The organism is Pantoea sp. RIT413, from assembly GCF_003057675.2.
Classification (GTDB): domain Bacteria; phylum Pseudomonadota; class Gammaproteobacteria; order Enterobacterales; family Enterobacteriaceae; genus Pantoea; species Pantoea eucrina.
Window position 1 is genome coordinate 108175 of sequence record NZ_QBJB02000006.1, and the last position, 23968, is coordinate 132142.

The 23968-nt window shown below is 56.5% G+C and carries 21 protein-coding genes; 12 read left to right on the forward strand and 9 right to left on the reverse strand.

What is annotated here, in order from left to right; translation table 11 throughout:
* From ftsQ to mutT, 7 genes are all read left to right on the forward strand, one after another.
* Positions 1–837 carry a cell division protein FtsQ gene (ftsQ, locus tag DBY66_RS10250; RefSeq protein WP_071669074.1) on the forward strand — a complete coding sequence of 279 codons (837 nt, stop codon included), beginning with the start codon at positions 1–3 and terminating at the stop codon, positions 835–837.
* Complete coding sequence (gene ftsA / locus DBY66_RS10255; protein WP_039382588.1) at positions 837–2093, forward strand: cell division protein FtsA; 1257 nt, start codon at positions 837–839, stop codon at positions 2091–2093. Before ftsQ ends, ftsA begins: the two co-directional genes overlap by 1 nt.
* Before the next feature lie 72 nt (positions 2094–2165).
* A complete protein-coding gene (gene ftsZ, locus DBY66_RS10260) occupies positions 2166–3320 on the forward strand; it encodes a cell division protein FtsZ (protein WP_039382590.1) in 1155 nt (384 codons plus the stop codon).
* Between the two features lie 100 nt (positions 3321–3420).
* On the forward strand, positions 3421–4338 hold the full coding sequence (gene lpxC / locus DBY66_RS10265) for a UDP-3-O-acyl-N-acetylglucosamine deacetylase (RefSeq protein ID WP_039382593.1): 918 nt from the start codon (positions 3421–3423) through the stop codon (positions 4336–4338).
* Between the two features lie 267 nt (positions 4339–4605).
* Positions 4606–5106, forward strand: coding sequence for a secA translation cis-regulator SecM (gene secM, locus DBY66_RS10270; protein WP_039382596.1), 501 nt, complete (start codon positions 4606–4608; stop codon positions 5104–5106).
* A 71-nt stretch (positions 5107–5177) separates the two neighbouring features.
* Positions 5178–7883, forward strand: a complete 2706-nt coding sequence (secA, locus tag DBY66_RS10275; protein ID WP_071669073.1) for a preprotein translocase subunit SecA — start codon at positions 5178–5180, stop codon at positions 7881–7883.
* A gap of 125 nt (positions 7884–8008) precedes the next feature.
* On the forward strand, positions 8009–8404 hold the full coding sequence (gene mutT, locus DBY66_RS10280) for an 8-oxo-dGTP diphosphatase MutT (RefSeq protein WP_039382599.1): 396 nt from the start codon (positions 8009–8011) through the stop codon (positions 8402–8404).
* 26 nt (positions 8405–8430) lie between these two features.
* Here mutT and yacG read toward each other — a convergent pair whose 3' ends face one another.
* Genes yacG through coaE form a run of 3 tightly spaced genes read right to left on the reverse strand, consistent with a single transcriptional unit; the run spans position 8431 to position 9993 of the window.
* Positions 8431–8628 (reverse strand): DNA gyrase inhibitor YacG, encoded by a 198-nt coding sequence (gene yacG, locus DBY66_RS10285; protein ID WP_039382601.1) that lies wholly within the window; start codon positions 8626–8628, stop codon positions 8431–8433.
* Between the two features lie 8 nt (positions 8629–8636).
* Positions 8637–9380, reverse strand: coding sequence for a cell division protein ZapD (gene zapD / locus DBY66_RS10290; protein ID WP_039382603.1), 744 nt, complete (start codon positions 9378–9380; stop codon positions 8637–8639).
* A gap of 4 nt (positions 9381–9384) precedes the next feature.
* Positions 9385–9993, reverse strand: coding sequence for a dephospho-CoA kinase (gene coaE, locus DBY66_RS10295; RefSeq protein ID WP_039382604.1), 609 nt, complete (start codon positions 9991–9993; stop codon positions 9385–9387).
* 218 nt (positions 9994–10211) lie between these two features.
* On the opposite strand from coaE, the gene DBY66_RS10300 reads away from it, so the two are divergent.
* Positions 10212–11252 carry a GMP reductase gene (locus tag DBY66_RS10300; RefSeq protein ID WP_104085535.1) on the forward strand — a complete coding sequence of 347 codons (1041 nt, stop codon included), beginning with the start codon at positions 10212–10214 and terminating at the stop codon, positions 11250–11252.
* 29 nt (positions 11253–11281) lie between these two features.
* Here DBY66_RS10300 and hofC read toward each other — a convergent pair whose 3' ends face one another.
* The 3 genes from hofC to ppdD are packed head-to-tail and all read right to left on the reverse strand — an operon-like array spanning position 11282 to position 14304.
* Positions 11282–12481 (reverse strand): protein transport protein HofC, encoded by a 1200-nt coding sequence (hofC, locus tag DBY66_RS10305; protein ID WP_104085534.1) that lies wholly within the window; start codon positions 12479–12481, stop codon positions 11282–11284.
* Positions 12474–13862, reverse strand: coding sequence for a type II secretion system protein GspE (gspE, locus tag DBY66_RS10310; protein ID WP_108569995.1), 1389 nt, complete (start codon positions 13860–13862; stop codon positions 12474–12476). The genes hofC and gspE overlap by 8 nt, the downstream gene beginning before the upstream one ends.
* Positions 13855–14304 carry a prepilin peptidase-dependent pilin gene (gene ppdD, locus DBY66_RS10315; protein WP_039382612.1) on the reverse strand — a complete coding sequence of 150 codons (450 nt, stop codon included), beginning with the start codon at positions 14302–14304 and terminating at the stop codon, positions 13855–13857. Before ppdD ends, gspE begins: the two co-directional genes overlap by 8 nt.
* Before the next feature lie 305 nt (positions 14305–14609).
* Here ppdD and ampD point away from each other — a divergent pair, with 305 nt between their 5' ends.
* Both ampD and ampE read left to right on the forward strand, forming a co-directional pair.
* Complete coding sequence (ampD, locus tag DBY66_RS10320; protein WP_039382614.1) at positions 14610–15161, forward strand: 1,6-anhydro-N-acetylmuramyl-L-alanine amidase AmpD; 552 nt, start codon at positions 14610–14612, stop codon at positions 15159–15161.
* Positions 15162–15177: 16 nt separating this feature from the next.
* Positions 15178–16023 (forward strand): beta-lactamase regulator AmpE, encoded by an 846-nt coding sequence (gene ampE, locus DBY66_RS10325; RefSeq protein ID WP_039382616.1) that lies wholly within the window; start codon positions 15178–15180, stop codon positions 16021–16023.
* Here ampE and DBY66_RS10330 read toward each other — a convergent pair.
* The 3 genes from DBY66_RS10330 to aroP form a co-directional block, all read right to left on the reverse strand.
* The gene (locus tag DBY66_RS10330; RefSeq protein ID WP_039382619.1) at positions 16005–16958 is read right to left on the reverse strand and encodes a family 43 glycosylhydrolase; all 954 of its coding nucleotides are present in this window, start codon (positions 16956–16958) and stop codon (positions 16005–16007) included. The two genes, ampE and DBY66_RS10330, sit on opposite strands and share 19 nt — an antisense overlap.
* Positions 16955–18361: an MFS transporter gene (locus DBY66_RS10335; protein WP_039382621.1), complete on the reverse strand. Its 1407-nt coding sequence runs from the start codon at positions 18359–18361 to the stop codon at positions 16955–16957. Before DBY66_RS10335 ends, DBY66_RS10330 begins: the two co-directional genes overlap by 4 nt.
* A gap of 160 nt (positions 18362–18521) precedes the next feature.
* Positions 18522–19877 carry an aromatic amino acid transporter AroP gene (gene aroP / locus DBY66_RS10340; protein ID WP_039382624.1) on the reverse strand — a complete coding sequence of 452 codons (1356 nt, stop codon included), beginning with the start codon at positions 19875–19877 and terminating at the stop codon, positions 18522–18524.
* 523 nt (positions 19878–20400) lie between these two features.
* Here aroP and pdhR point away from each other — a divergent pair.
* Both pdhR and aceE read left to right on the forward strand, forming a co-directional pair.
* Entirely contained in the window at positions 20401–21165 is a 765-nt protein-coding gene (gene pdhR, locus DBY66_RS10345; protein ID WP_039382625.1) for a pyruvate dehydrogenase complex transcriptional repressor PdhR, read from the forward strand.
* 126 nt (positions 21166–21291) lie between these two features.
* Positions 21292–23967, forward strand: coding sequence for a pyruvate dehydrogenase (acetyl-transferring), homodimeric type (aceE, locus tag DBY66_RS10350; RefSeq protein ID WP_039382627.1), 2676 nt, complete (start codon positions 21292–21294; stop codon positions 23965–23967).
* Position 23968 lies beyond the last annotated feature (1 nt).

Below are 23968 nucleotides of genomic sequence, written 5' to 3' on the forward strand. Positions count from 1 at the left end.
ATGTCTCAGGCAGCGCTACGCGTACGCAACCGCGAACCTCAGGAGCGAGCCCGCACCGGGCGCAGCAACGGCGCACGGCTGTTTGGCATTGTGTTTCTGCTGCTGGTGCTGGGCACCATGATAGCCGGTGGCCTGGTGGTCCTGAAGTGGATGAATGACGCTTCACGTCTGCCGCTATCAAAGCTGGTCGTAACGGGGCAAACCCACTACACCACGCATGATGATATTCGCCAGGCGATTCTGTCACTGGGCGCCCCGGGGACCTTTATGTCGCAGAATGTGGATATCATTCAGCAACAGATTGAACGATTACCCTGGATTAAACAGGTCAGCGTGCGCAAGCAGTGGCCTGATGAGCTGAAGATAAATCTGGTGGAGTATGTTCCGGTTGCACGCTGGAACGACTCGCACATGGTAGATGCCGATGGCGTCTCCTTCAGCGTTCCGGCCAGTCATGTCGGCAAAGAGAATCTGCCGATGCTCTATGGACCGGAAGGCAGTGAAAAAGAGGTGCTGGCGGGTTATCACTCCCTGCGGGATGTGCTCCAGGCCAGCAAGTTTACCCTGAAGGTCGCGTCGATGACGGCGCGTCGCTCATGGCAGCTGGTCACCGGGGACGATATCCGCATCGAACTGGGACGGAGCGATACCATGAAGCGTCTGAACCGTTTTATTGAGCTCTATCCGGAGCTGCAGCTGCAGGGCCAGAATGAAAGCAAGCGTGTTGATTATGTTGATCTACGCTATGACTCTGGCGCCGCAGTAGGCTGGGTTCCGGCACCGATTGAGCCACAGGACAGTAATCAGCAACAGAACCAGGCACAGGCTAAACCATAATGATCAAGGCAACGGACAGAAAACTGGTAGTAGGACTTGAAATTGGCACCGCGAAGGTTGCCGCCCTGGTTGGAGAAATTCTGCCTGATGGTATGGTCAATATTATCGGGGTGGGCAGCTGCCCGTCGCGGGGTATGGACAAAGGCGGCGTAAACGATCTGGAATCGGTGGTGAAGTGCGTACAGCGCGCCATCGATCAGGCGGAACTGATGGCGGATTGCCAGATTTCGTCGGTCTACCTTGCTTTATCGGGCAAACACATCAGCTGTCAGAACGAAATCGGGATGGTTCCGATTTCCGAAGAGGAAGTGACTCAGGATGATGTGGAAAACGTTGTCCATACGGCTAAATCAGTGCGCGTACGTGATGAGCATCGCATTCTGCATGTCATCCCGCAGGAGTATGCCATTGACTACCAGGAGGGCATCAAGAATCCGGTGGGCTTATCCGGCGTCCGTATGCAGGCCAAAGTACATTTAATCACCTGTCACAACGATATGGCGAAAAATATCGTAAAAGCAGTTGAACGTTGCGGACTTAAAGTTGACCAATTGATTTTTGCCGGACTGGCTTCCAGCTTTTCTGTCCTGACAGAAGATGAACGTGAGCTGGGCGTCTGTGTTGTCGACATCGGTGGCGGTACAATGGATATCGCGGTGTATACCGGCGGCGCGCTGCGTCATACCAAGGTGATCCCCTATGCCGGGAACGTTGTGACCAGCGATATCGCCTATGCGTTTGGTACACCGCCTACTGACGCTGAGGCGATCAAAGTACGCCACGGCTGCGCGCTGGGATCGATTGTCGGCAAAGATGAGAATGTAGAAGTGCCAAGCGTAGGCGGACGTCCGCCGCGCAGCCTGCAGCGTCAGACGCTGGCTGAAGTCATTGAGCCGCGCTACACCGAACTGCTGAATCTGGTGAACGACGAGATTCTGCAACTGCAGGAGCAGCTGCGCCAGCAGGGTGTGAAGCATCATCTTGCTGCCGGTATTGTATTAACCGGCGGCGCGGCGCAAATTGAAGGTCTGGCAGCCTGCGCACAACGCGTGTTTCATACGCAGGTGCGTATCGGCCAGCCGCTGAATATTACGGGCCTGACCGACTACGCTCAGGAGTCTTACTACTCCACGGCGGTGGGCCTGCTGCACTATGGTAAAGAGTCACACCTGAACGGTGACGCAGAAACAGAAAAACGTGCTTCAGTTGGCAATTGGTTTAAACGAATCAACAGCTGGCTGAAGAAAGAGTTTTAATTTTGATAAAAGGAGATCATGCTGGCAATGTTTATGATCTCCAGGCGAACAGGCACATAACGGAGAGAAATCATGTTTGAACCTATGGAATTAACCAATGACGCGGTGATTAAAGTCATCGGCGTCGGCGGTGGCGGTGGCAACGCCGTAGAGCACATGGTGCGCGAGCGTATCGAAGGTGTGGAATTCTTTGCTGTAAACACGGACGCTCAGGCGTTACGTAAAACAGCGGTCGGCCAGACGATCCAGATCGGGACCAATATCACCAAAGGTCTTGGCGCAGGGGCTAACCCGGAAGTCGGTCGTACCTCAGCGGAAGAAGATCGCGAAGCACTGCGTTCTGCGCTGGATGGGGCAGACATGGTGTTTATCGCAGCCGGTATGGGCGGCGGTACCGGTACCGGTGCTGCGCCTGTTGTCGCTGAAGTGGCTAAAGATCTCGGGATTCTGACCGTTGCTGTCGTGACCAAGCCGTTCAACTTTGAAGGCAAAAAACGTATGGCGTTTGCTGAGCAGGGTATTGCTGAGCTCTCCAAGCACGTTGACTCCCTGATCACCATCCCGAATGACAAACTGCTCAAAGTGCTGGGCCGCGGTATCTCGCTGCTGGACGCTTTTGGCGCAGCAAACGATGTACTGAAAGGTGCGGTTCAGGGTATTGCTGAACTGATTACCCGTCCGGGTCTGATGAACGTCGACTTTGCAGACGTGCGTACTGTGATGTCAGAAATGGGTTATGCCATGATGGGCTCTGGCGTGGCGTGCGGTGAAGATCGTGCTGAAGAAGCTGCTGAAATGGCAATTTCCAGTCCGCTGCTGGAAGATATCGACCTCTCTGGCGCACGTGGCGTGCTGGTCAACATCACTGCCGGCTTCGATCTGCGTCTGGATGAGTTTGAAACCGTCGGTAATACTATCCGCGCATTCGCTTCTGACAATGCGACCGTGGTTATCGGTACCTCACTGGATCCAGAGATGAATGATGAGCTGCGTGTCACCGTCGTGGCCACCGGCATCGGTATGGATAAGCGTCCGGAAATCACTCTGGTGACCAATAAACCTGCTTCGCAACCGGTTATGGATCACCGCTATCAGCAGCACGGCATGGCGCCGCTGCCGCAGGAGCAGAAACCTGCTGCGAAAGTTGTTAACGAACAGCCGGCCGCTTCCGGTAAAGAGCCTGACTATCTCGATATTCCAGCGTTCCTGCGTAAACAGGCAGATTAAGAATAAGCTGATAATTGGGATTTCCCGCTCTTTGTGCTAAAGTCTTCGCCCGCCGGTAATTTATACTGGCGGTCGGATGGTAATATTGCGAGATAATGCGATGATCAAACAAAGGACACTAAAACGTATTGTTCAGGCGACTGGCGTCGGTTTACATACCGGCAAAAAAGTCACGCTGACTTTACGCCCTGCGTCGGCTAACACCGGGGTCATCTATCGTCGCACCGACTTGAATCCACCGGTTGATTTCCCGGCTGATGCAAAATACGTGCGCGACACCATGCTGAGTACCTGCCTGGTGAACGATGAAGGCGTACGTATTTCAACGGTTGAACACCTGAACGCCGCGCTGGCGGGTCTGGGTATCGATAACATTATTGTGGAAGTCGATGCACCAGAAATTCCAATTATGGATGGCAGCGCAGCACCTTTCGTCTACCTGCTGATGGATGCAGGTGTGGAAGAGCTTAACAGCGCGAAAAAATTTGTACGCGTTAAGCAGGCGGTACGGGTAGAAGATGGTGATAAGTGGGCTGAGATCAAACCGTATAACGGTTTCTCGCTCGATTTCACTATCGATTTCAAACATCCGGCTATCGATTCAAGCTCGCAGCGTTACCAGCTCAACTTCTCGGCTGAGGCATTTGTCCGCCAGATCAGCCGTGCGCGCACCTTTGGCTTTATGCGTGAAATTGAATATCTGCAGTCTAAAGGCCTGTGCCTGGGCGGTAGTTTAGATTGTGCGATTGGCCTTGATGATTTCCGCGTGCTGAATGAAGATGGCCTGCGCTTTGAAGATGAGTTTGTACGGCACAAAATGCTGGATGCTATCGGCGATCTGTTTATGTGTGGTCACAACGTGATTGGTGCCTTTTCGGCGTTTAAATCAGGCCATGCGTTAAACAACAAGCTGCTGCAGGCTGTCCTGGCGAAACAGGAAGCCTGGGAGTGGGCCACCTTCGAAGATGAAGCTGAGCTGCCGCTGGCGTTTAAAGCACCTAATTTAGTCCTGGCTTAACAGCCGGTCATAAGAACGGCGGATACCCTGACACTCTCTCCGGTCAGCGGTATCCGCCGTTTTTTTTCGCCTCTCTGATGGCGTGGAAGCCCGCCCGCAAAATGCCCGCCTGTCTGGTGAAATGCTGTACGAAAAGCGTGAAATCCGCCGTAAGCCGCCCGATCTCTGCTGTGGAAGCCGTACATAAGTGCTATTATCTGGCGCTCATATAAGCGGGCTGATAGCATGTCAGCCGCATGGATGTGTTATTAACGTTGTGGACGGATTGTGATCGGACTCTTTTCACGCTGGCGACAATTAGGCAGGCGCTATTTCTGGCCACATCTCCTGCTGGGGATGGTGGCGGCCAGTCTGGGCCTGCCTGCCTGCGCGCAAAACGCCGAGCCTTCCGCCAGCGACTCCCCGGTCAGCAGCCTGTTCACCGGCAATGTGGTTCACTTTGATCACCTGATCCGGCTGCAGGAGAGCGCCCGTCGGCCTGGCGCTAATGTCGATTACTGGCATCAGCACGCTATCCGCACGGTGATCCGCCACCTCTCATTCAGTCTGTCACCGGCCACCGAAGCTGAAGCTGAAATCGCGCTGCCGCTTGCCGTACAGAAGCTGGCGCTGATTGATTCGCTGCAGGCGCTGCTGACATCGCCTGTGCAGCCGCAGCCCGCGCATCTGACACTGCCGTACGCCTGCTATCACTCTCCGATAGCTCATGCCGTTGCTGACTGGCAGGCTACCAGCGATGGTATCCGCGCCGGACCTTTCGTTGCCTGATTACGCCCCCTTTTCCCCTTTTTAAGAGTTAACCGGCCGCGATATCCCGGCTGATAAGAGAAAAATTGAACATGTTAATCAAACTGTTAACGAAAGTGTTTGGCAGCAGCAACGATCGTACGCTGCGCCGCATGCGCAAAGCTGTAGATGTCATCAATAAGATGGAACCTGAGTTCGTCAAACTGTCAGATGATGAACTGAAAGCCAAAACCAATGAATTCCGCGCGCGTCTGGAAAAGGGCGAAGCGCTGGAGAGCCTGATCCCGGAAGCGTTCGCCACCGTACGCGAAGCGAGTAAGCGCGTATTTGGCATGCGCCACTTCGATGTGCAGCTGATTGGCGGTATGGTGCTGAATGAGCGGTGCATTGCGGAGATGCGTACCGGTGAAGGTAAAACGCTGACCGCCACGCTGCCCGCTTACCTGAACGCGCTGAGCGGCAAAGGCGTGCACGTAGTTACCGTCAACGACTATCTGGCACAACGTGATGCAGAGAACAACCGCGCGCTGTTTGAGTTTCTGGGCCTGAGTATCGGTATCAACCTGCCAGGCATGCCTGCGGTTGCCAAGCGTGAAGCTTACGCGGCTGATATCACCTACGGCACCAATAACGAATATGGCTTTGACTACCTGCGCGACAACATGGCATTCAGCCCGGAAGAGCGCGTACAGCGTAAGCTGCACTATGCGCTGGTGGATGAAGTCGACTCCATTCTGATTGATGAAGCGCGTACGCCGCTGATTATTTCGGGTCCGGCGGAAGATAGCTCCGATCTCTATATCAAGGTCAATAAAATCATCCCGCACCTGGTTCGTCAGGAAAAAGAAGATTCTGACAACTTTCAGGGAGAAGGCGACTTCTGGGTCGATGAGAAAGCGCGTCAGGCGCACATGACTGAGCGCGGCCTGGTCAAAGTTGAAGAGCTGCTGGTCAGCCAGGGCATTATGGAAGAGGGCGAGTCGCTCTACTCGCCAACTAATATTATGCTGATGCATCACGTCACCGCTGCGCTGCGTGCGCACGCGCTCTTCACGCGTGACGTCGACTATATCGTTAAAGAGGGTGAGGTCATCATTGTTGATGAGCACACCGGCCGTACCATGCAGGGGCGCCGCTGGTCTGATGGTCTGCATCAGGCTATTGAAGCCAAAGAGGGCGCGGATATCCAGAATGAGAACCAGACGCTGGCGTCCATCACCTTCCAGAACTACTTCCGTCTGTATGAGAAGCTGGCCGGTATGACCGGTACGGCGGACACCGAAGCGTTTGAATTCAGCTCGATTTACAAGCTCGACACTATCGTGGTGCCAACTAACCGTCCGATGGTGCGTAAAGACATGGCCGATCTGGTCTACATGACCGAGAAAGAGAAGATCGATGCCATCATTGAAGATATTCGTACCTGTACGGCAAAAGGCCAGCCGGTGCTGGTGGGGACTATTTCGATTGAGAAATCAGAAGTGGTCTCTAATGAACTGACGCGCGCCGGTATTAAACACAGCGTGCTGAACGCCAAATTCCACGCCAGCGAAGCCGATATTGTGGCGCAGGCAGGCCAGCCGGGAGCGGTGACTATCGCGACCAACATGGCGGGTCGTGGTACCGACATCGTGCTGGGTGGCAGCTGGCAGGCTGAAGTGGCCGCGCTGGAAGCGCCGTCTGAAGAGCAGGTGCAGGCGATTAAAGAGGCGTGGAAACTGCGTCACGATGCCGTACTGGCCTCAGGCGGTCTGCATATCATCGGTACTGAGCGTCATGAATCACGTCGTATCGATAACCAGTTGCGCGGCCGTGCCGGTCGTCAGGGCGATGCCGGCTCTTCTCGCTTCTACCTCTCTATGGAAGATGCACTGATGCGTATCTTCGCCTCCGATCGCGTTTCGAACATGATGCGCAAACTCGGCATGAAGCCAGGTGAGGCGATTGAGCATCCGTGGGTGACCAAAGCGATCGCAAACGCGCAGCGCAAGGTTGAGAGCCGCAACTTCGATATTCGTAAGCAGCTGCTGGAGTATGATGACGTCGCAAACGACCAGCGTCGTGCTATCTACAGCCAGCGTAATGAACTGCTGGATGTCTCTGATGTGTCTGACACCATCAACAGCATTCGTGAGGATGTGTTTAAGGCGACGATCGACACCTATATTCCGCCGCAGTCGCTGGAAGAGATGTGGGACGTGCCGGGCCTGGAAGAGCGTCTGCGCACCGATTTTGATCTCGATCTGCCGGTTGCTGAGTGGCTGGATAAAGAGCCGGATCTGCATGAAGAGACGCTGCGTGAACGGATCATGACCCGCGCGCGCGAAAGCTATGCGGCGAAAGAAGAGGTTGTCGGCACCGAAATGATGCGCAACTTCGAAAAAGGCGTGATGCTGCAGACGCTGGATTCGCTGTGGAAAGAGCATCTGGCGGCGATGGACTATCTGCGTCAGGGGATCCATCTGCGCGGCTATGCCCAGAAAGATCCCAAGCAGGAATATAAGCGCGAATCCTTTGCCATGTTTGCGGCAATGCTGGAGTCACTGAAGTATGAAGTGATCAGCACGCTGAGCAAGGTTCAGGTGCGGATGCCGGAAGAAGTTGAAGCGATGGAGCAGCAGCGTCGCGAAGAAGCTGAACGTCTGGCACAGCAGCAGCAGCTGAGTCACGTGGATGATGAAACCGCCGCCGCCGAGGCGCTTGCCGCCCAGGGTGGTGAACGTAAAACCGGGCGTAACGATCCCTGCCCGTGTGGCTCGGGCAAAAAGTATAAGCAGTGTCACGGCCGTCTGGCCTGACCCTGAAAAGGAGCCTGCGGGCTCCTTTTTTTTACGGTTATGACGCCGTTCAGGACGGGTTATTAACATCCGCGCCGCGCTGTTTTACACTTTGCGCACTTTGATAATAAAGCGGGATCAACTCTATGAAGCACCTGCAGGTCGCAGTCGGCATTATCCGTAATGCCAGCCGCCAGATTTTCCTTGCGCAGCGCGCAGCCAGCTCTTATATGGCAAACAAATGGGAGTTCCCCGGCGGAAAAATTGAACAGAATGAAAGTGCGGAGCAGGCGCTGAAGCGTGAGCTTATGGAGGAAACCGGTATTGAGGTGACCCGTGCGACCGCAATCGGCCAGGCTGACCACGCCTATGATGACCTGCGCGTCACGCTGCATTTCTTTCTGGTGGAAGCGTGGCAGGGTGAGCCATGGGGACGCGAGGGGCAGCCGCAGCGCTGGGTAGCGCAGCGCGATCTTATTGCAGAGGAGTTTCCGGCTGCAAACCATGCGCTGATTGCCCGTCTGGTGGCGGACGAACTCTGAAACAGGGGCGCGATGCCCCTGCTATTTTATTGCTGCTCTTCACTCCACTCATCGCTGTCGGTCTGGTCGCCACTGCTGGGAATGCGTTTTTCCTCTGCGGCCCATTCGCCAAGATCAATCAGCTGACAGCGTTTGCTGCAGAACGGACGCCACGGGCTCAGTTCATCCCACATCACATCTCTGCCGCAGTTCGGGCAGGGTACGGTAATCATCTCTTCCGGCATAATATCCTCTAACAGCAGGCCAGTTCAAAATTCAGGCGGGCAGGCACCGCGCCCTGTTCGCTATCCAGCGGCAAAAAACGAATAGCGTAACGGCTTTTATGACCTGAAATCTGCGGATAGAGCGCATCTTCCAGCGTCAGCCGCAGCCGCAGCAGGTCTGCTCCTTCAGCATTGTCCTGATAAAATCCATTCAGGCTGGTCTGATGACGAAATACGCCAGACTGGCGGATAAGATCGAGGATCATCATCAGGCTGTTACGCAGCGGCTCAAGCGATGCCAGCCAGCCAGCTACCTGCGTATCGCGCAGCGTCTGCTCCTGGTGCAGCCAGATGTGCAGGCCAGGTAAATCAAAACTGCAGCAGCCGCCGGGAATGCTGAGACGCTGACGTACCAGCGATATCAGCCGATCGTCACGCAGATGCTGGCCCATACGCGGTGCGCTCAGCAGCTCAGCGGAGAGCTGTTTAAGGCGGTTGCTGAGCTGGCTTACCGTCTGCTCATCAACACCGGGCACATCCAGCCAGGCGCGCAGTTTCTGCTGCTGACGCTCCAGCTCTTTAAGCAGTTCGGTCCGCATATCGCCGCGCTCAAAAATATCCAGCAGGTCGGCAAGAATGCGAAACACGCCCAGTGCGGCAACGGAATGATTCACCGGTACCGTTTCATGCAGCTGATTGAGTAAAAACTCGACGCGCAGCCAGGTGCGCATCTTCTCATTCAGCGGATGCTCAAACAGAACAACTGTACTCATTATCTTAATCCCGTCCGGTTGCTGCCAGGCGCAAATAACGCTGGTGAAGTTCAGCAACCCGCGGCAGCACCTGTTCGGGTGTGCCGCTATTATCAATAATATCATCGGCGCAGGCGAGGCGCTGTTCGCGGCTCACCTGCGCAGCAAGAATACGTTGTGCCTGGCTCAGCGACACGCCGTCGCGCTGACGCGTACGCTGCAGCTGAACCGCTTCATCTACATCGACCACCAGCACGCGATCGGCCTGGCGCTGCAGGTTGTTTTCAATCAGCAGGGGAACCACCCATAGAACATAAGAGGATGACGCCTGCGCCCTGAGCTGTTGAGTACGGGCATTAATCAGCGGATGCAGCAGCTGATTAAGCCAGTTTTTCTCCTGCGGCTGCTGGAAAATAATCTCCCGCAGACGAGCGCGATAGAGCGTGCCTTCTGCCGTCAGAATGGATTCGCCATGGCGTTTTACAATCGCCTGTAGCGCTGGCGTGCCCGGCTCTACCACCTCGCGGGCGATGACATCAGCATCAATGATCTCCACGCCCAGAGCGGCAAAGGCGTTAGCGACGGTGCTTTTACCACTACCAATGCCGCCGGTAAGCGCAACGGTAAACAGCATATTTTTCTCCCGGTATGCAGCGCATCAGAGGGCGGCAGTGTCACAAAAGTGAGAAGGCGATCACATACTTAGCGATCGGCTAAATTTACCGGATTGTAGCGTAAGTAAAGTGAAATTCGCACCCTTGCTACCGCCGTTATGGCGCGTATGATAACGACACTGGAGCCGTGAGCGCTACCCGAACTGCGGTTCGTTTTCACTAACCAGGACCCTCTGCTATGCGTATTGAAGAAGATATCAAACTGGGCTTTAAAGATGTGTTAATCCGCCCGAAACGCTCAACGCTCAAAAGCCGTTCTGATGTTGAACTGGCACGCACCTTTACCTTTAAGCACTCCGCTCTGGAGTGGCGCGGCGTGCCGGTTATCGCGGCAAATATGGATACCGTTGGCACGTTCACCATGGCAGAAGCGCTGGCTGGTTTTGAGGTGCTTACTGCAGTTCATAAACACTATAGTATTGATGCATGGCAGGCGTTTATCCAGCGCGTGCCCGCTTCCGTGCTGAATTACGTGATGGTATCAACCGGGACCTCAGAAGCGGATTTCACTAAACTGAATGCGATTCTTGCTCTCTCGCCGCAGCTTCAGTTTATCTGTATCGACGTGGCGAACGGCTATTCAGAGCACTTTGTTGCGTTTCTGCAGCGTGCGCGTGAACGCTTTCCGGATAAGACCATCTGCGCCGGTAACGTCGTGACGGGAGAGATGGTGGAAGAGCTGATCCTGTCAGGTGCGGATATTGTCAAAGTAGGTATCGGCCCGGGATCGGTCTGCACAACGCGCATCAAAACCGGCGTCGGTTATCCGCAGCTGTCGGCGGTGATTGAGTGCGCCGATGCCGCGCACGGTCTGGGCGGACAGATTGTCAGCGACGGCGGCTGTTCCGTGCCGGGCGATATTGCCAAAGCGTTTGGCGGCGGCGCGGATTTCGTCATGCTGGGTGGTATGCTGGCGGCGCACGATGAGTGTGAAGGCACGCTTGTGGAAGAGCAGGGCGAGCAGTTTATGCTGTTTTATGGCATGAGCTCTGAATCGGCGATGAAACGCCACGTGGGCGGCGTAGCGCAATACCGTGCGGCGGAGGGCAAGACCGTACGGCTGCCGTTGCGCGGGCCGGTTGCAGAGACCGTCAAAGATATTCTGGGCGGCCTGCGTTCAGCCTGTACCTACGTTGGCGCCGAACGTCTGAAAGAGCTGACCAAGCGTACAACGTTTATCCGCGTGGCAGAGCAGGAGAATCGCGTTTTCAACCGATAAACCTTCCGGACGGGCGCAGCAGGCGCCCGCTAACGTATTACCTCTCCCAGACCAAATACCGGCAGATACATGGCGATAACCAGCGTGCCCACGATCGCACCGATCACCAGCATCATCGCCGGTTCAAGCGCAGCAGCCAGTGCCTCCGCCCGGTTTGAGGTTTCCGTTTCATGCCACTCTGCCAGCCGGGACAGCATGATATCAAGCGCGCCAGCCTCTTCCCCGGCTCCTGTCAGCTGGGCACAGAGCGGCGTAAACAGCGTATGCTGCTGCAGTGCCTGGTGCAGCGGGGCGCCGGCAGCGATATGCGCCTGCAGCTGTATAATCGTTTCGCGCCACAGGCGCGCCGTCAGCGTCATCTCCACTGTTTGCAGGCTGTGCAGCAGCGTAAGCCCTGCCTGCTGCGTCAGCTGCAAGATGGCATAAATCTGGCTGAGCTGCGCACCGCGCCAGAGCGGGGCGATCAGCGGCAGGCGCAGGATAAAATGCTGCAGGCGCCGCTGCCAGCGCGCGGAGCGGCGTACAATCTGGCACGCTGCGATGGCGCAGCCGGCAGCGATCAGCAGCAGCGGCAGTGCGGTCTGCTGCATGCCTTCTGACAGCGCGACAACGCCTGCGGTAAAGGCGGGCAGCGGTGCATCAAAGCTGGCATAGACGGCAGTAAACTCCGGCAGCACAAATAACAGCATACCGGCACTGACCGCCAGCGCCACCAGCAGGATAAAGAGCGGATAGCGCAGCGCTTTGCCAACCTTCTGGCGTAGCAGGCGCTGCTTTGTCTGCTGCTGCGCCAGCCGCAGGCAGCAGCTGTCGAGCTGTCCGGTGGTCTCACCGACCTGCATCAGCGCAGAAAAGAGGGGCGGAAAGAGATCGGGCCACGTGCGCAGCGCCTGCGAAAATGCCTCTCCGGCCAGCACCTGCTGCTGCAGACCCGCGAGCACTACGCGCCAGCCGGCATGCGGATGCCCCTGCGCCAGCAGCATCAGGCTTTCAGCCAGCGGTAACCCTGCTTTTAGCAGCGTAGCCAGCTGATGCATCAGCTCAATTTTTTGCTGCCATTTCCAGTCGCGTCTGCGCCAGCAGCGGCCGCGTTGCCAGCTCACGATCAGCATGCCGCGATCGGCGAGCTGATTCAGCAGCGCGGCCCGATCGCGCAGCAGCGACTCTCCTGCCTGCAGCTCGCCCATGGTGTCCAGCGCCTGCCAGCGGTAGTGATAGAGTTTAGCCATTATCCAGCCCTACCACGCGCTGCATCTCTTCAAACGATGTCTCCCCGCGGCTTACCGCTTCAAGACCGGCGCTGAGCAGGGTTTTCATTCCCTGCTCGCTGGCGAGCGTCAGCACATGTTCCAGCGGCATATCTGAAGAGATGGCGTTCTGCAGCCTGCTGTTAACCGGCAGGATTTCAAACAGCGCAAGGCGCCCATAGTAGCCGGAAAAACAGTGGTCACAGCCCGGCGCTCGCCAGGTCTGCAGGGTGCCGGGCCAGAGCGTGGCAGGCAGATGAGCGATAGCCTGTGCTGGCTGGCGACAGTGCAGGCAGAGACGACGAACCAGACGCTGTGCAATCACCAGCTGCAGCGCTGGCCCCAGCAGATAGCCCGGGATCTCCATCTGTCTGAGGCGCGTCAGCGTTTCAGCGGTAGAGTTTGTATGCAGCGTGGAGAGAACCAGGTGGCCGGTTTGTGCCGCTTTTACCGCAATACTGGCCGTTTCACTGTCGCGGATTTCACCGACCATGATCACATCCGGATCCTGACGCAGCAGGGCACGCAGTACGCGATTAAAGTCGAGACCGCTGCGGGGGCGCACCTGAGTCTGATTGATGCCGGTCAGCGGGATCTCTATCGGGTCTTCAACGCTGCAGATATTTTTTTCCGGCACGTTCAGTGCGCTGAGGCTGCTGTAGAGCGTAAAGGTTTTGCCGCTGCCGGTCGGGCCGGTCACCAGAATCAATCCCTGCGGTTTAACCAGAGCCTGTTTCAGCAGACGCAGCTGGGCCAGCGGCATACCGAGTTTATCCAGCGCAATCGCACTGCTTTCACCCTGCAGCAAGCGTACAACGGCTTTTTCGCCGTGGCTGACCGGCAGCGTGGCGAGGCGAAAGGCGGCGTCGCTGCCGTTTATCTCCTGGGTAAACTGCCCATCCTGCGGCAGACGCCGCTCTGCAATATCAAGCCCGGCGAGCACCTTCAGCCGCGCCAGCACGGCTGCCGGCTGCACCTCCGGCAAGCGCGGCAGATTATGTAGCACGCCGTCGATGCGCAGCCGGATACGCAATCCCTGCGGCTGAGGCTCAATATGCACATCTGAAGCGCGTCGCTGTACGGCCTGATGCAAAATCTGGTTTACCGCCTCGGTTGCTGAGGCTGCGCTGCGCTGCTCAGGCAGCCGCTGATCGGATAGTGACGGGTGCAGCGCCTGCTCCATGCGGGCAGCCGGCCAGCACTCAATCTCTACCTGACGCTGGCAGGCGAACTGCAGCGCCTCCAGCAGCTGCGGGTGGGGAGAGTCGGTAACGGCTACGCGCAGCCGGGTGTCATCATGCTGCAGCAGCCGCGCCTGATAGCGGGCGCACAGCGCCAGCAGTGTCGGATCATGCTCAGCCATTGGTCTCATCCTTATCTGCAAACCGGAACTGGTTCAGACAGTTATCGCGCAGGCTGCTGCTGCTGCTGGTACAGCTGCGCTGCCAGTTAAGCATGCCTTCAGCCGTGTTCCAGACGGGCTGCATCTCCACGCTCAGCCCGCTGAGGTTCTCCTGGCCGGTAAGCGCAATCACGCCACCGGTAACGGTGAGCGAGGCGACATAGCGCGAGCCTCTGGCCGCCGGAATGCCGTGTTCACCAGCCTGACACTGTGCCGGACCGCCGCGCTCAATGGCGCAGAGTTCCACCGCCGTTTTATAGGGCAACATGGTTTGCAGCATGTCAGTCAGCGCTGCGCGCTGCAGGTAATTTTGATAAGCAGGCAGGCCAATTGCGCTGAGAATAGCGACGATGCCGATGACGATCATCAGTTCAATCAGGGTAAAACCGCGTTGTCTTTCCATAGCAGGGCTCCTTTGTTCTGCAGCGCTACGATAAGCAGCACCCGCGGGTGATGAAAGCGTATCGCCTGAAAAACGGAGCGTGCCGCGCAGCCATTTTTAGCGGTTGCAGCAAACGACAGTTGCAGTACCGGGCGGGCTCACAACGCCGGGCAGAACAGGGCCACCGGAAGCGTTATGACGCTGGCCTGTTTTTGCAGCGGCAGCGGCAATGACCGGAGGATGAGAAAGCGCGCTATCGCACGAAGACGCTAAACCCTGCTCTGAATCGTGATATTCTCGGCCTGATTTTGCTAAGGATGAGAGAGATGAAACTGGAACAGGGCTGGATCAGCAGCGCCCGTAAGGTGCCCTCGCCCCACTTTAATGCACGCCCCGACAATGAAGCGCCGTCGCTGCTGGTGATCCACAACATCAGTTTGCCGCCGGGCGAATTTGGCGGGCCGTGGATCGATCGTCTGTTTACCGGCTCGCTGCCTGCCGATGCACACCCCTATTTTGCTGATATCGCGCAGCTGCGCGTGGCAGCGCACTGCCTGATCCGCCGCGACGGTGAGCTGGTACAGTACGTCTCACTAAACGAGCGCGCCTGGCACGCGGGCGTTTCGGCTTTCAGCGGGCGGGAAAACTGCAACGACTTTTCTATTGGTATTGAGCTGGAAGGCACCGACACGCTGCCTTACACCGACGCCCAGTACGCCATGCTGCAGCAGGTCACCGCGCTGCTGCAGCAGCACTATCCGCTGGCCGCCGATCGTATTACCGGCCATAGCGATATTGCACCCGGGCGTAAAACCGATCCGGGCCCGGCGTTTGACTGGTCACGCTATAAACAGGGTACTACTCAGGAGAATACCTGACACTGCAGGAGCCATTATGACGTTGTTTAGTTTGTTACTTGTTCTGGGATGGGAACGCCTGTTTAAAATGGGCGAACACTGGCAGCTGGATCACCGGCTGGAGCCGCTGTTCCGTGGCCGGCAGCGCTTTTCGCTGCCGCGCACGCTTCTGATGACCGCAGCAGCCATGCTGCTGGTGTGGCTGGTGGTCTGGAGTCTGCATGGCCTGCTGTTCGGGCTGCTGCAGCTGCTGTTCTGGATTGTGACCGGACTGCTCTGTATCGGCGCCGGTTCTGCGCGACAGCATTATCATAACTATCTGCAGGCTGCCAGCCGTGATGATGAGGCGGCGCACCAGGCGATGGCTGCAGAGCTGACGCTCATTCATGGCGTGCCGGCAAACTGCAGCGAGCGTGAGTTCCTGCGCGAGCTGCAGAATGCGCTTATCTGGATCAACTTCCGTTTCTATCTCGCTCCGCTGTTCTGGTTCGTGGTCGGAGGGCCGGTGCTGCTGGTGGGGTACGCTTTTCTGCGCGCCTGGCAGAGCTGGCTGGCACGACACGCATCAGATCAGGCACGCGCTGCCTCAGGTGTTGATGCGCTGCTGCACGTGCTGGACTGGATCCCGGTACGGCTGGCGGGCGTCGCTTATGCGCTGCTGGGTCACGGCGAGCGCGCGCTGCCCGCCTGGTTTGCTTCTCTGAGCGACCTCCATCGCGCTCAGTATCAGGTGCTGACCAGCCTGGCGCAGTTCTCGCTGGCGCGCGATCCGCACACGGATAAAGTCGCCACCCCACGCGTGGCGGTGGCGCTGGCAAAACGCACTTCGCTGGTGCTGGTGGTGGTGGTGGCGCTCCTGACTATCTACGGCACGCTGGTGTGATCCGCCGGAGGCACGCCAAAATCGGGCGTGCCATCCTCGCGCCAGCTGAAATATTTCAGGCGCGTATGGCGATTGGGATCCCACAGCGGATCGCCCTCAATTTCCGTGTAGTTGCGGGCGTGATAAACCAGCACGTCGCGTCCCGCTTCATCCGTCGTAAAACTGTTGTGTCCCGGCCCGTACTGCTGATTTTCCCAGCTGGTGGTAAACACCGGCCGCGCTGACTTCTGCCAGGCGATGCGATCGCGCGGATCGGCCTGCACGTCAATACTCAGCATACCCAGACAGTAGTTTTCATCGGTCGCGCTGGCGGAGTAGGTCACAAACAGCCGGTTGCCGTGACGGATCGCCGCCGGACCTTCGTTAACGCTGAAGCCGGCACACTCCCACTCATATTCAGGCCGGCTCAGCATCACCGGCGTGCCTTTAAGCGTCCAGGGGTTAAGCAGCTCGGCCAGATAAAGATTGGAATTACCGGGAATAGCGGGATCTTTTTGTGCCCAGAGATACCAGTTTTTACCCTGATGGACGAAATGGGTGGCGTCCAGCGCAAAGCTATCGAACTGCGTTTCGACCCGGCGACAGGGCTGCCAGTAGCCGGTCAGCGGATCGGCATCATCGCAGACCAGCGCATACATGCGATGCTGAAACAGCCCCTCTTTAATTTCCCGGCTCGGCGCTGCCGCAAAGTAGATGACCCACTGACCATTAATGTGGTGCAGCTCGGGCGCCCAGATCAGCTCACTGTATTCACCCTGATCCGGCTTGCGCCAGACGGTAACGGCGGGTGCCTCACGCAGTCCCGCAAGCGTGCTGGCGTGGCGCAGCTCCAGCCGATCGTATTCCGGTACTGAGGCGATAAAGTAGTAGCCAGCGCCGTGCCGCAGAATAAAGGGATCGGCGCGCTGCGTAATAAATGGGTTAGGCCAGGTCATTTGATCTCTCCGGGTTGAGTGGTTGCGGCCGGGGATGGGGCGGACAAATCGCGAAAGTTAGCGCGGCGCAGCGCCAGGTCATCCTGAATCGTGCGCATCAGCTTGCGATCCACTTTCATCAGGCGCACTACGCCTGCGGTGATCAGGTAGCCGACACCGGGTATTACGGTAAAGAGCAGCATAATGCCGTTGACGGCGCTGGCGGACTGCTGTTTTGCACCCGCGTCATAGCCGTAAACCGACAGCAAAAAGCCGACCATGGCACCAGCAACCGCCAGCCCGACCTTGAGAAAAAAGAGATTGCCGGAAAAGCTCATCCCGGTAATACGCTTGCCGGTTTTCCACTCGCCATAGTCATCCACATCGGCCATCAGCGACCAGTGCAGCGGCGAGGGGATCTGATGCAGAATATTCAGCAGGAAATAGGCCACCACCACCGTGACGGTAGCGTGTGGATCGATCCAGTAAAACCCGCAGGAGAAGAGCGCCAGGGCGATATTGGTCCAGAAAAAGACCTTCAGCTTGCACCAGCGGTCGGTGAGATATTTTGCCAGCGTGCTGCCACCCATCATGCCGATCACGCCAAGGCTGATAAACAGCGTGGCAAAATGCGTCGACTGGCCCATGACCCAGGTCACGTAATACATGGTGGCCGCCATGCGGATAAAGCCGGGACAGACGTTGCAGAAGGTCAGCAGCAGAATGCGCACCCACTGATCGTTTTTCCAGATATCGCGCAGGTCTTTCTTCAGATCGTCATGCGTCGGCACCGCAGGCCGGATTCGTTCGCGGACGTTAGCAAAACAGAACAGAAACATCGCCAGGCCAATCAGCGCCAGCACGCTCATCGCCAGCTGATAGCCGCGCGCCTTGTTGTCACCGCCAAACCACTCCGCCATAGGCAGCAGTGAGAGTGAGAGGATCAGCGTGGCGACACCCACCATCACGAAGCGATAAGACTGACAGGAAACGCGCTCGCCCGGATCGCTGGTGATAACGCCGCCCAGTGAACAATAGGGAATATTGATGGCGGTATAGGTCAGCGACATCAGGAAATAGGTGACAAAGGCCCAGATAACTTTGTTTTCATAGCTCCAGTCCGGCGTGGTAAACATCAGTACGCTGAACAGAACATATGGCACTGAGACCCAGAGCAGCCAGGGACGGAAGCGGCCCCATCGGCTCTGGGTACGATCCGCTATCGCGCCCATGATGGGGTCTGTTACCGCATCCAGCACGCGTACTGAAAGCAGCAGTACGCCGACCAGCGCCGGTGCCAGGCCAAAAACATCGGTGTAGAAGTAGTTCAGAAACAGCATGATCGCGCCACCAATCATGTTACAGCCGGCATCGCCCATGCCATATCCCAGTTTTTCTCTGAATGAGAGTGCAGCACTTTTCATCGTCGTCTCCTGCGACAAGTGGAGCGAAAAGTATCAGCGCAAACGGCAGGCAGGGGTGATCAACAATGAGTCGCGTAGATGGACAAAACGGGTGCAGGGAAAAAAGTGTGAGGACGATCGGCAGAGGTGCCCGGTCAGATGAACCGGGCACGCGGGACTATCAGGCTTTCTGCGTTTTGTTTTTAATGGCGTAACCCACCGCCAGAATAACCAGCCAGACCGGAATCAGCCATACCGAGATCGCCATTCCAGGCGTCATCGCCATGATCACCAGCACGGCGGCCATAAACAGCAGGCAGAGCCAGTTACCGGCCGGGTAGAGCACCGCGCGGAAGCGCGTAGTGACACCCTGCTGATCTTTCTTACGGCGGAATTTCATATGTGCCAGGCTAATCATCGCCCAGTTGATAACCAGGGCCGACACCACCAGAGACATCAGGATGCCAAAGGCTTCTCCCGGCATCAGATAGTTAATCAACACGCACAGCGCGGTAGCGACCGCTGAGACCATAATGGTGGCAACCGGTACGCCACGACGATCAACCCTGAGCAGCGCTTTTGGCGCATTGCCCTGCTGGGCCAGGCCGAACAGCATACGACTGTTGCAGTAAACACAGCTGTTATAGACCGAGAGCGCCGCCGTCAGGATCACGACGTTCAGCGCATTCGCGACCAGCGCATCACCCAGCTCATGGAAGATCAGGACAAACGGACTGGTGTCAGCGGTGACGCGCGTCCAGGGCAGCAGCGACAGCAGCACTGCCAGTGAGCCAATGTAAAAAATCAGAATGCGCCACAGCACCTGATTAGTGGCTTTAGGAATGCTCTCTTCCGGGTTGTCCGCTTCTGCAGCGGTAATGCCTACCAGCTCCAGGCCGCCAAAGGAGAACATAATAATCGCCATCATCATAACCAGACCGGTCATGCCGTGCGGCAGAAAGCCGCCCTGAGCCCACAGGTTGCTGACGGATGCCTGCGGACCGGCGTTGCCGCTGAACAGCAGCCAGCCGCCAAACAGGATCATGCCGATAACGGCCACGACTTTGATAATGGCGAACCAGAACTCCATCTCACCAAACACTTTGACGTTGGTCAGGTTAATGGCATTGATGACGACAAAGAAAATAGCGGCGCTGGCCCAGGCAGGAAAATCGGGATACCAGAACTGAATATATTTGCCGACGGCGCTGAGTTCGGCCATTGCAACCAGCACATAGAGCACCCAGTAGTTCCAGCCAGAGGCGAAGCCGGCAAAATTGCCCCAGTATTTGTAGGCAAAATGGCTGAAGCTGCCGGCAACCGGCTCCTCAACCACCATTTCGCCCAGCTGGCGCATAATTAAAAAGGCGATAAATCCGGCAATGGCATAACCCAGAATCACGGCCGGGCCGGCAGATTTAATAACCGATGCGCTACCCAGAAACAGGCCGGTGCCGACGGCACCGCCCAGCGCGATCAGCTGGATATGGCGATTCTTCAGGCCGCGATGCAGCGCTTCGCCATGCTGTTGTTCCATACAAACCTCTTTGTATTGTTATTGTGCGCCTGCAGTGCCCGCACTTAAGGCTGTGATACTGCGTGTAATCTTTTCTTTACGAATTCAGACTGGCTCTCTGTAGCGAGACGCTATTCAGGCGACCAGAATAGTGATAAGCGCGCGACTTTGCACCTGCTTTTGCTTTTTGTGCTAAGGAGTGATGGAAAAAGCAGCGATTTACTCTGTGGTTTCCCTTGCGCTATTTCTGCCATGAATAATGCTTAAACACGAATAGCTTTCGCTTATGGCGTATAAGAGAAACGACCGCTTTCGCAGTGTAAGGTTTGGTAAAAGTGAAATCTGTTAACAACTTCGCGCAGTTGTTTCTTTTTCCTGTTACTACGGCGGCTTAAGGCGTGATGCCTGGGTTCAGGGCTATATCGGGCTGGAAGTAGGAGAGTGGCCATATAGACACAAGGTGAATACTTTGTTACTTTACGGGCACCATTTTTCAATTGGTATTACCAATTTACTCCAGACGTTTGGCTTATAAGAAGGGAAGATGGCTTATAGTAAAATTCGCCAGCCCAAGCTCTCCGATGCGATAGAGCAGCAGCTGGAATCCCTGATTATGGAAGGGACCCTTCAGCCGGGTGAGAAACTGCTCCCCGAGCGCGAACTGGCCAAACAGTTTGATGTCTCACGTCCATCGCTACGCGAAGCGATTCAGAGTCTGGAAGCCAAAGGTTTACTGCTGCGTCGCCAGGGTGGCGGCACATTTGTGCAGCAGAACCTCTGGCAGAGCTTAAGCGACCCCCTGGTCGGGCTGCTGGCCCAGCATCCGGAATCTCAGTTCGATCTGCTGGAAACCCGTCATGCGCTGGAAGGCGTGGCTGCCTACTACGCAGCGCTACGCGGTACCGATGAAGATCTGCAGCGTATTCGCGACTGCCATCTTCAGATTCAGCAGGCGCAGGAGAGCGGCGATCTCGACGCCGAAGCGGACGCCGTCATGAAGTATCAGATTGCGGTCACGGAAGCGGCGCATAATGTGGTGCTGCTGCACCTGCTGCGCTCCATGAGCCCGATGCTGGAACAAAACGTACGTCAGAATTTCGAATTGCTCTACGCTCGCCGCGAAATGCTGGCGAAAGTGAGCGAGCATCGCGCCAGTATTTTTGCGGCGATTGTGGCGCGCGAGCCGGAACAGGCCCGCGAAGCCTCGCATCGTCATCTGGCGTTTATAGAGGAAATCTTGCTGGACAGAAGTCGGGAGCAGAGCCGTCGTGAACGCTCCCTGCGTCGTTTACAGCAACGCAAGGAATAACGTACGGCAACGAACGTGCGACATAAACGACGGGCCTGTCTTCTTGTGCTGTGAACCTGAAGCACAACACAAGCAGACAGGCTCCTGATAATTCAACGTATTAGACACAGATAAGGAATACCCCCCATGTCAGAACGTTTACAGAATGACGTGGATCCGATCGAAACTCGTGACTGGCTACAGGCGATCGAATCGGTCATCCGTGAAGAAGGTGTTGAGCGTGCGCAGTATCTGATTGATCAGGTCCTGAGCGCTGCCCGCAAAGGTGGTGTAAAAGTAGCTGGCGGTGGCGGTGCTGCTGCAGCGATCAGCAACTATATCAACACCATTGCGACAGAAGATGAGCCGGACTATCCGGGCAACACCTCTCTCGAACGTCGTATCCGTTCCGCAATTCGCTGGAACGCCATTGTTTCAGTTCTGCGTGCGTCGAAGAAAGATCTGGAGCTGGGGGGACACCTCTCTTCTTTCCAGAGCTCTGCCACAATCTATGAAGTGTGCTTCAACCACTTCTTCCGCGCACGCAGCGAAAAAGATGGCGGCGATCTGGTCTACTTCCAGGGTCACATTTCTCCAGGCATCTACTCACGTGCGTTCCTTGAAGGACGTCTGACTGAAGAGCAGATGAATAACTTCCGTCAGGAAGTGCACGGCAACGGCCTGTCATCCTATCCGCATCCAAAACTGATGCCGGACTTCTGGCAGTTCCCGACTGTTTCAATGGGTCTGGGTCCGCTGAACGCTATCTATCAGGCGAAGTTCCTGAAGTACCTGGAGCATCGCGGCCTGAAAGATACGTCTGGTCAGACGGTGTACGCTTTCCTTGGCGATGGCGAGATGGATGAACCGGAATCCAAAGGTGCTATCACCATTGCGACCCGTGAGAAGCTGGACAACCTGGTCTTCATCATCAACTGTAACCTGCAGCGTCTGGATGGCCCGGTCACCGGTAACGGTAAGATCATCAACGAGCTGGAAGGCATTTTTGCCGGTGCTGGCTGGAACGTGATCAAAGTGATCTGGGGCGGACGCTGGGATGAGCTGCTGAAGAAAGACACCAGCGGCAAACTGATTCAGCTGATGAACGAAACCGTTGACGGCGACTATCAGACCTTTAAATCACGCGACGGCGCCTATGTGCGCGAGCACTTCTTCGGTAAATACCCGGAGACCGCTGCGCTGGTGAAAGACTGGTCCGACGAAGAGATTTTCGCACTGAACCGCGGCGGCCACGATCCGAAGAAAATCTATGCTGCCCTGAAAAAGGCGCAGGAGACCAAAGGTCAGCCAACGCTGATTCTGGCTCATACCATTAAAGGTTATGGTATGGGTGATACCGCGGAAGGCAAAAATATCGCCCACCAGGTCAAGAAGATGAACATGGATGGCGTACGCTACATCCGCGATCGCTTCAATGTGCCAGTGGCTGATGAGAAAATCGAAGAGCTGCCTTACGTCACCTTTGAAAAAGGCTCAGAAGAGTACAACTACCTGCACGGCCAGCGTGAGAAGCTGGGTGGCTATCTGCCAACCCGTCAGGCGGAGTTCACTGAGAAGCTGGAAATGCCGACGCTGGAAGAGTTCAAACCTCTGCTGGAAGAGCAGAGCAAAGAGATCTCTACCACGATCGCTTTCGTGCGCGCGCTGAACGTGATGCTGAAGAACAAGTCGATCAAAGATCGTCTGGTGCCAATCCTCGCGGATGAAGCACGTACTTTTGGTATGGAAGGCCTGTTCCGTCAGATCGGTATCTACAGCCCGAACGGCCAGCAGTATACGCCGCAGGACCGCGAGCAGGTTGCTTACTATAAAGAAGATGAGAAAGGCCAGATTCTGCAGGAAGGGATCAACGAGCTGGGCGCAGGTTCATCCTGGCTGGCAGCGGCGACCTCTTACAGCACCAACAACCTGCCGATGATCCCGTTCTACATCTACTACTCCATGTTTGGCTTCCAGCGCATTGGCGATCTGATGTGGCTGGCGGGCGATCAGCAGGCGCGTGGCTTCCTGGTTGGCGGTACGTCGGGCCGTACGACGCTGAACGGCGAAGGTCTGCAGCATGAAGATGGCCACAGCCATATTCAGTCGCTGACCATCCCTAACTGCATCTCCTACGATCCTTCCTACGCGTATGAAGTGGCGGTGATCATGCAGGATGGCCTGGTGCGTATGTATGGTGAAGCGCAGGAAAACATCTATTACTACATCACCACGCTGAACGAAAACTACCATATGCCGGCGATGCCGCAGGGTGCGGAAGAGGGTATCCGTAAGGGTATCTATAAGCTGGAAGAAGTCGAAGGCAAGAAAGGCAAAGTGCAGCTGCTGGGCTCAGGCTCTATTCTGCGCCACGTGCGCGAAGCGGCACAGATTCTGGCGAAAGAGTACGGTATCGGCTCTGATGTCTACAGCGTAACCTCGTTCACCGAGCTGGCGCGAGATGGTCAGGATTGCGAACGCTGGAACATGCTGCATCCGACTGAAACGCCACGCGTGCCTTACATCGCTCAGGTGATGAACGATGCGCCGGCCGTAGCGTCAACCGACTACATGAAGCTGTTCGCAGAACAGGTCCGCAGCTATGTGCCAGCCAGCGACTACCGCGTGCTGGGTACCGATGGCTTCGGTCGTTCTGACAGCCGTGAAAATCTGCGTCATCACTTCGAAGTGGATGCGTCATATGTGGTAGTGGCTGCGCTGGGTGAGCTGGCTAAACGCGGCGAAATCGAGAAGCAGGTGGTAGCGGACGCTATCGCTAAATTCGATATCGACGCTGATAAAGTTAACCCGCGTCTGGCTTAAG

Bases quoted from the DNA above. Each gene is read 5' to 3' on its own strand.
- mutT (WP_039382599.1), top strand. From the start codon at position 8,009: ATGAAGCACCTGCAGGTCGCAGTCGGCATTATCCGTAATGCCAGCCGC.
- ampE (WP_039382616.1), top strand. From the start codon at position 15,178: ATGACGTTGTTTAGTTTGTTACTTGTTCTGGGATGGGAACGCCTGTTT.
- DBY66_RS10330 (WP_039382619.1), bottom strand. From the start codon at position 16,958: ATGACCTGGCCTAACCCATTTATTACGCAGCGCGCCGATCCCTTTATT.
- coaE (WP_039382604.1), bottom strand. From the start codon at position 9,993: ATGCTGTTTACCGTTGCGCTTACCGGCGGCATTGGTAGTGGTAAAAGC.
- zapD (WP_039382603.1), bottom strand. From the start codon at position 9,380: ATGAGTACAGTTGTTCTGTTTGAGCATCCGCTGAATGAGAAGATGCGC.
- yacG (WP_039382601.1), bottom strand. From the start codon at position 8,628: ATGCCGGAAGAGATGATTACCGTACCCTGCCCGAACTGCGGCAGAGAT.
- ampD (WP_039382614.1), top strand. From the start codon at position 14,610: ATGAAACTGGAACAGGGCTGGATCAGCAGCGCCCGTAAGGTGCCCTCG.
- aroP (WP_039382624.1), bottom strand. From the start codon at position 19,877: ATGGAACAACAGCATGGCGAAGCGCTGCATCGCGGCCTGAAGAATCGC.
- DBY66_RS10300 (WP_104085535.1), top strand. From the start codon at position 10,212: ATGCGTATTGAAGAAGATATCAAACTGGGCTTTAAAGATGTGTTAATC.
- hofC (WP_104085534.1), bottom strand. From the start codon at position 12,481: ATGGCTAAACTCTATCACTACCGCTGGCAGGCGCTGGACACCATGGGC.
- gspE (WP_108569995.1), bottom strand. From the start codon at position 13,862: ATGGCTGAGCATGATCCGACACTGCTGGCGCTGTGCGCCCGCTATCAG.
- ftsZ (WP_039382590.1), top strand. From the start codon at position 2,166: ATGTTTGAACCTATGGAATTAACCAATGACGCGGTGATTAAAGTCATC.
- aceE (WP_039382627.1), top strand. From the start codon at position 21,292: ATGTCAGAACGTTTACAGAATGACGTGGATCCGATCGAAACTCGTGAC.
- DBY66_RS10335 (WP_039382621.1), bottom strand. From the start codon at position 18,361: ATGAAAAGTGCTGCACTCTCATTCAGAGAAAAACTGGGATATGGCATG.
- ftsQ (WP_071669074.1), top strand. From the start codon at position 1: ATGTCTCAGGCAGCGCTACGCGTACGCAACCGCGAACCTCAGGAGCGA.
- ftsA (WP_039382588.1), top strand. From the start codon at position 837: ATGATCAAGGCAACGGACAGAAAACTGGTAGTAGGACTTGAAATTGGC.
- secA (WP_071669073.1), top strand. From the start codon at position 5,178: ATGTTAATCAAACTGTTAACGAAAGTGTTTGGCAGCAGCAACGATCGT.
- lpxC (WP_039382593.1), top strand. From the start codon at position 3,421: ATGATCAAACAAAGGACACTAAAACGTATTGTTCAGGCGACTGGCGTC.
- pdhR (WP_039382625.1), top strand. From the start codon at position 20,401: ATGGCTTATAGTAAAATTCGCCAGCCCAAGCTCTCCGATGCGATAGAG.
- ppdD (WP_039382612.1), bottom strand. From the start codon at position 14,304: ATGGAAAGACAACGCGGTTTTACCCTGATTGAACTGATGATCGTCATC.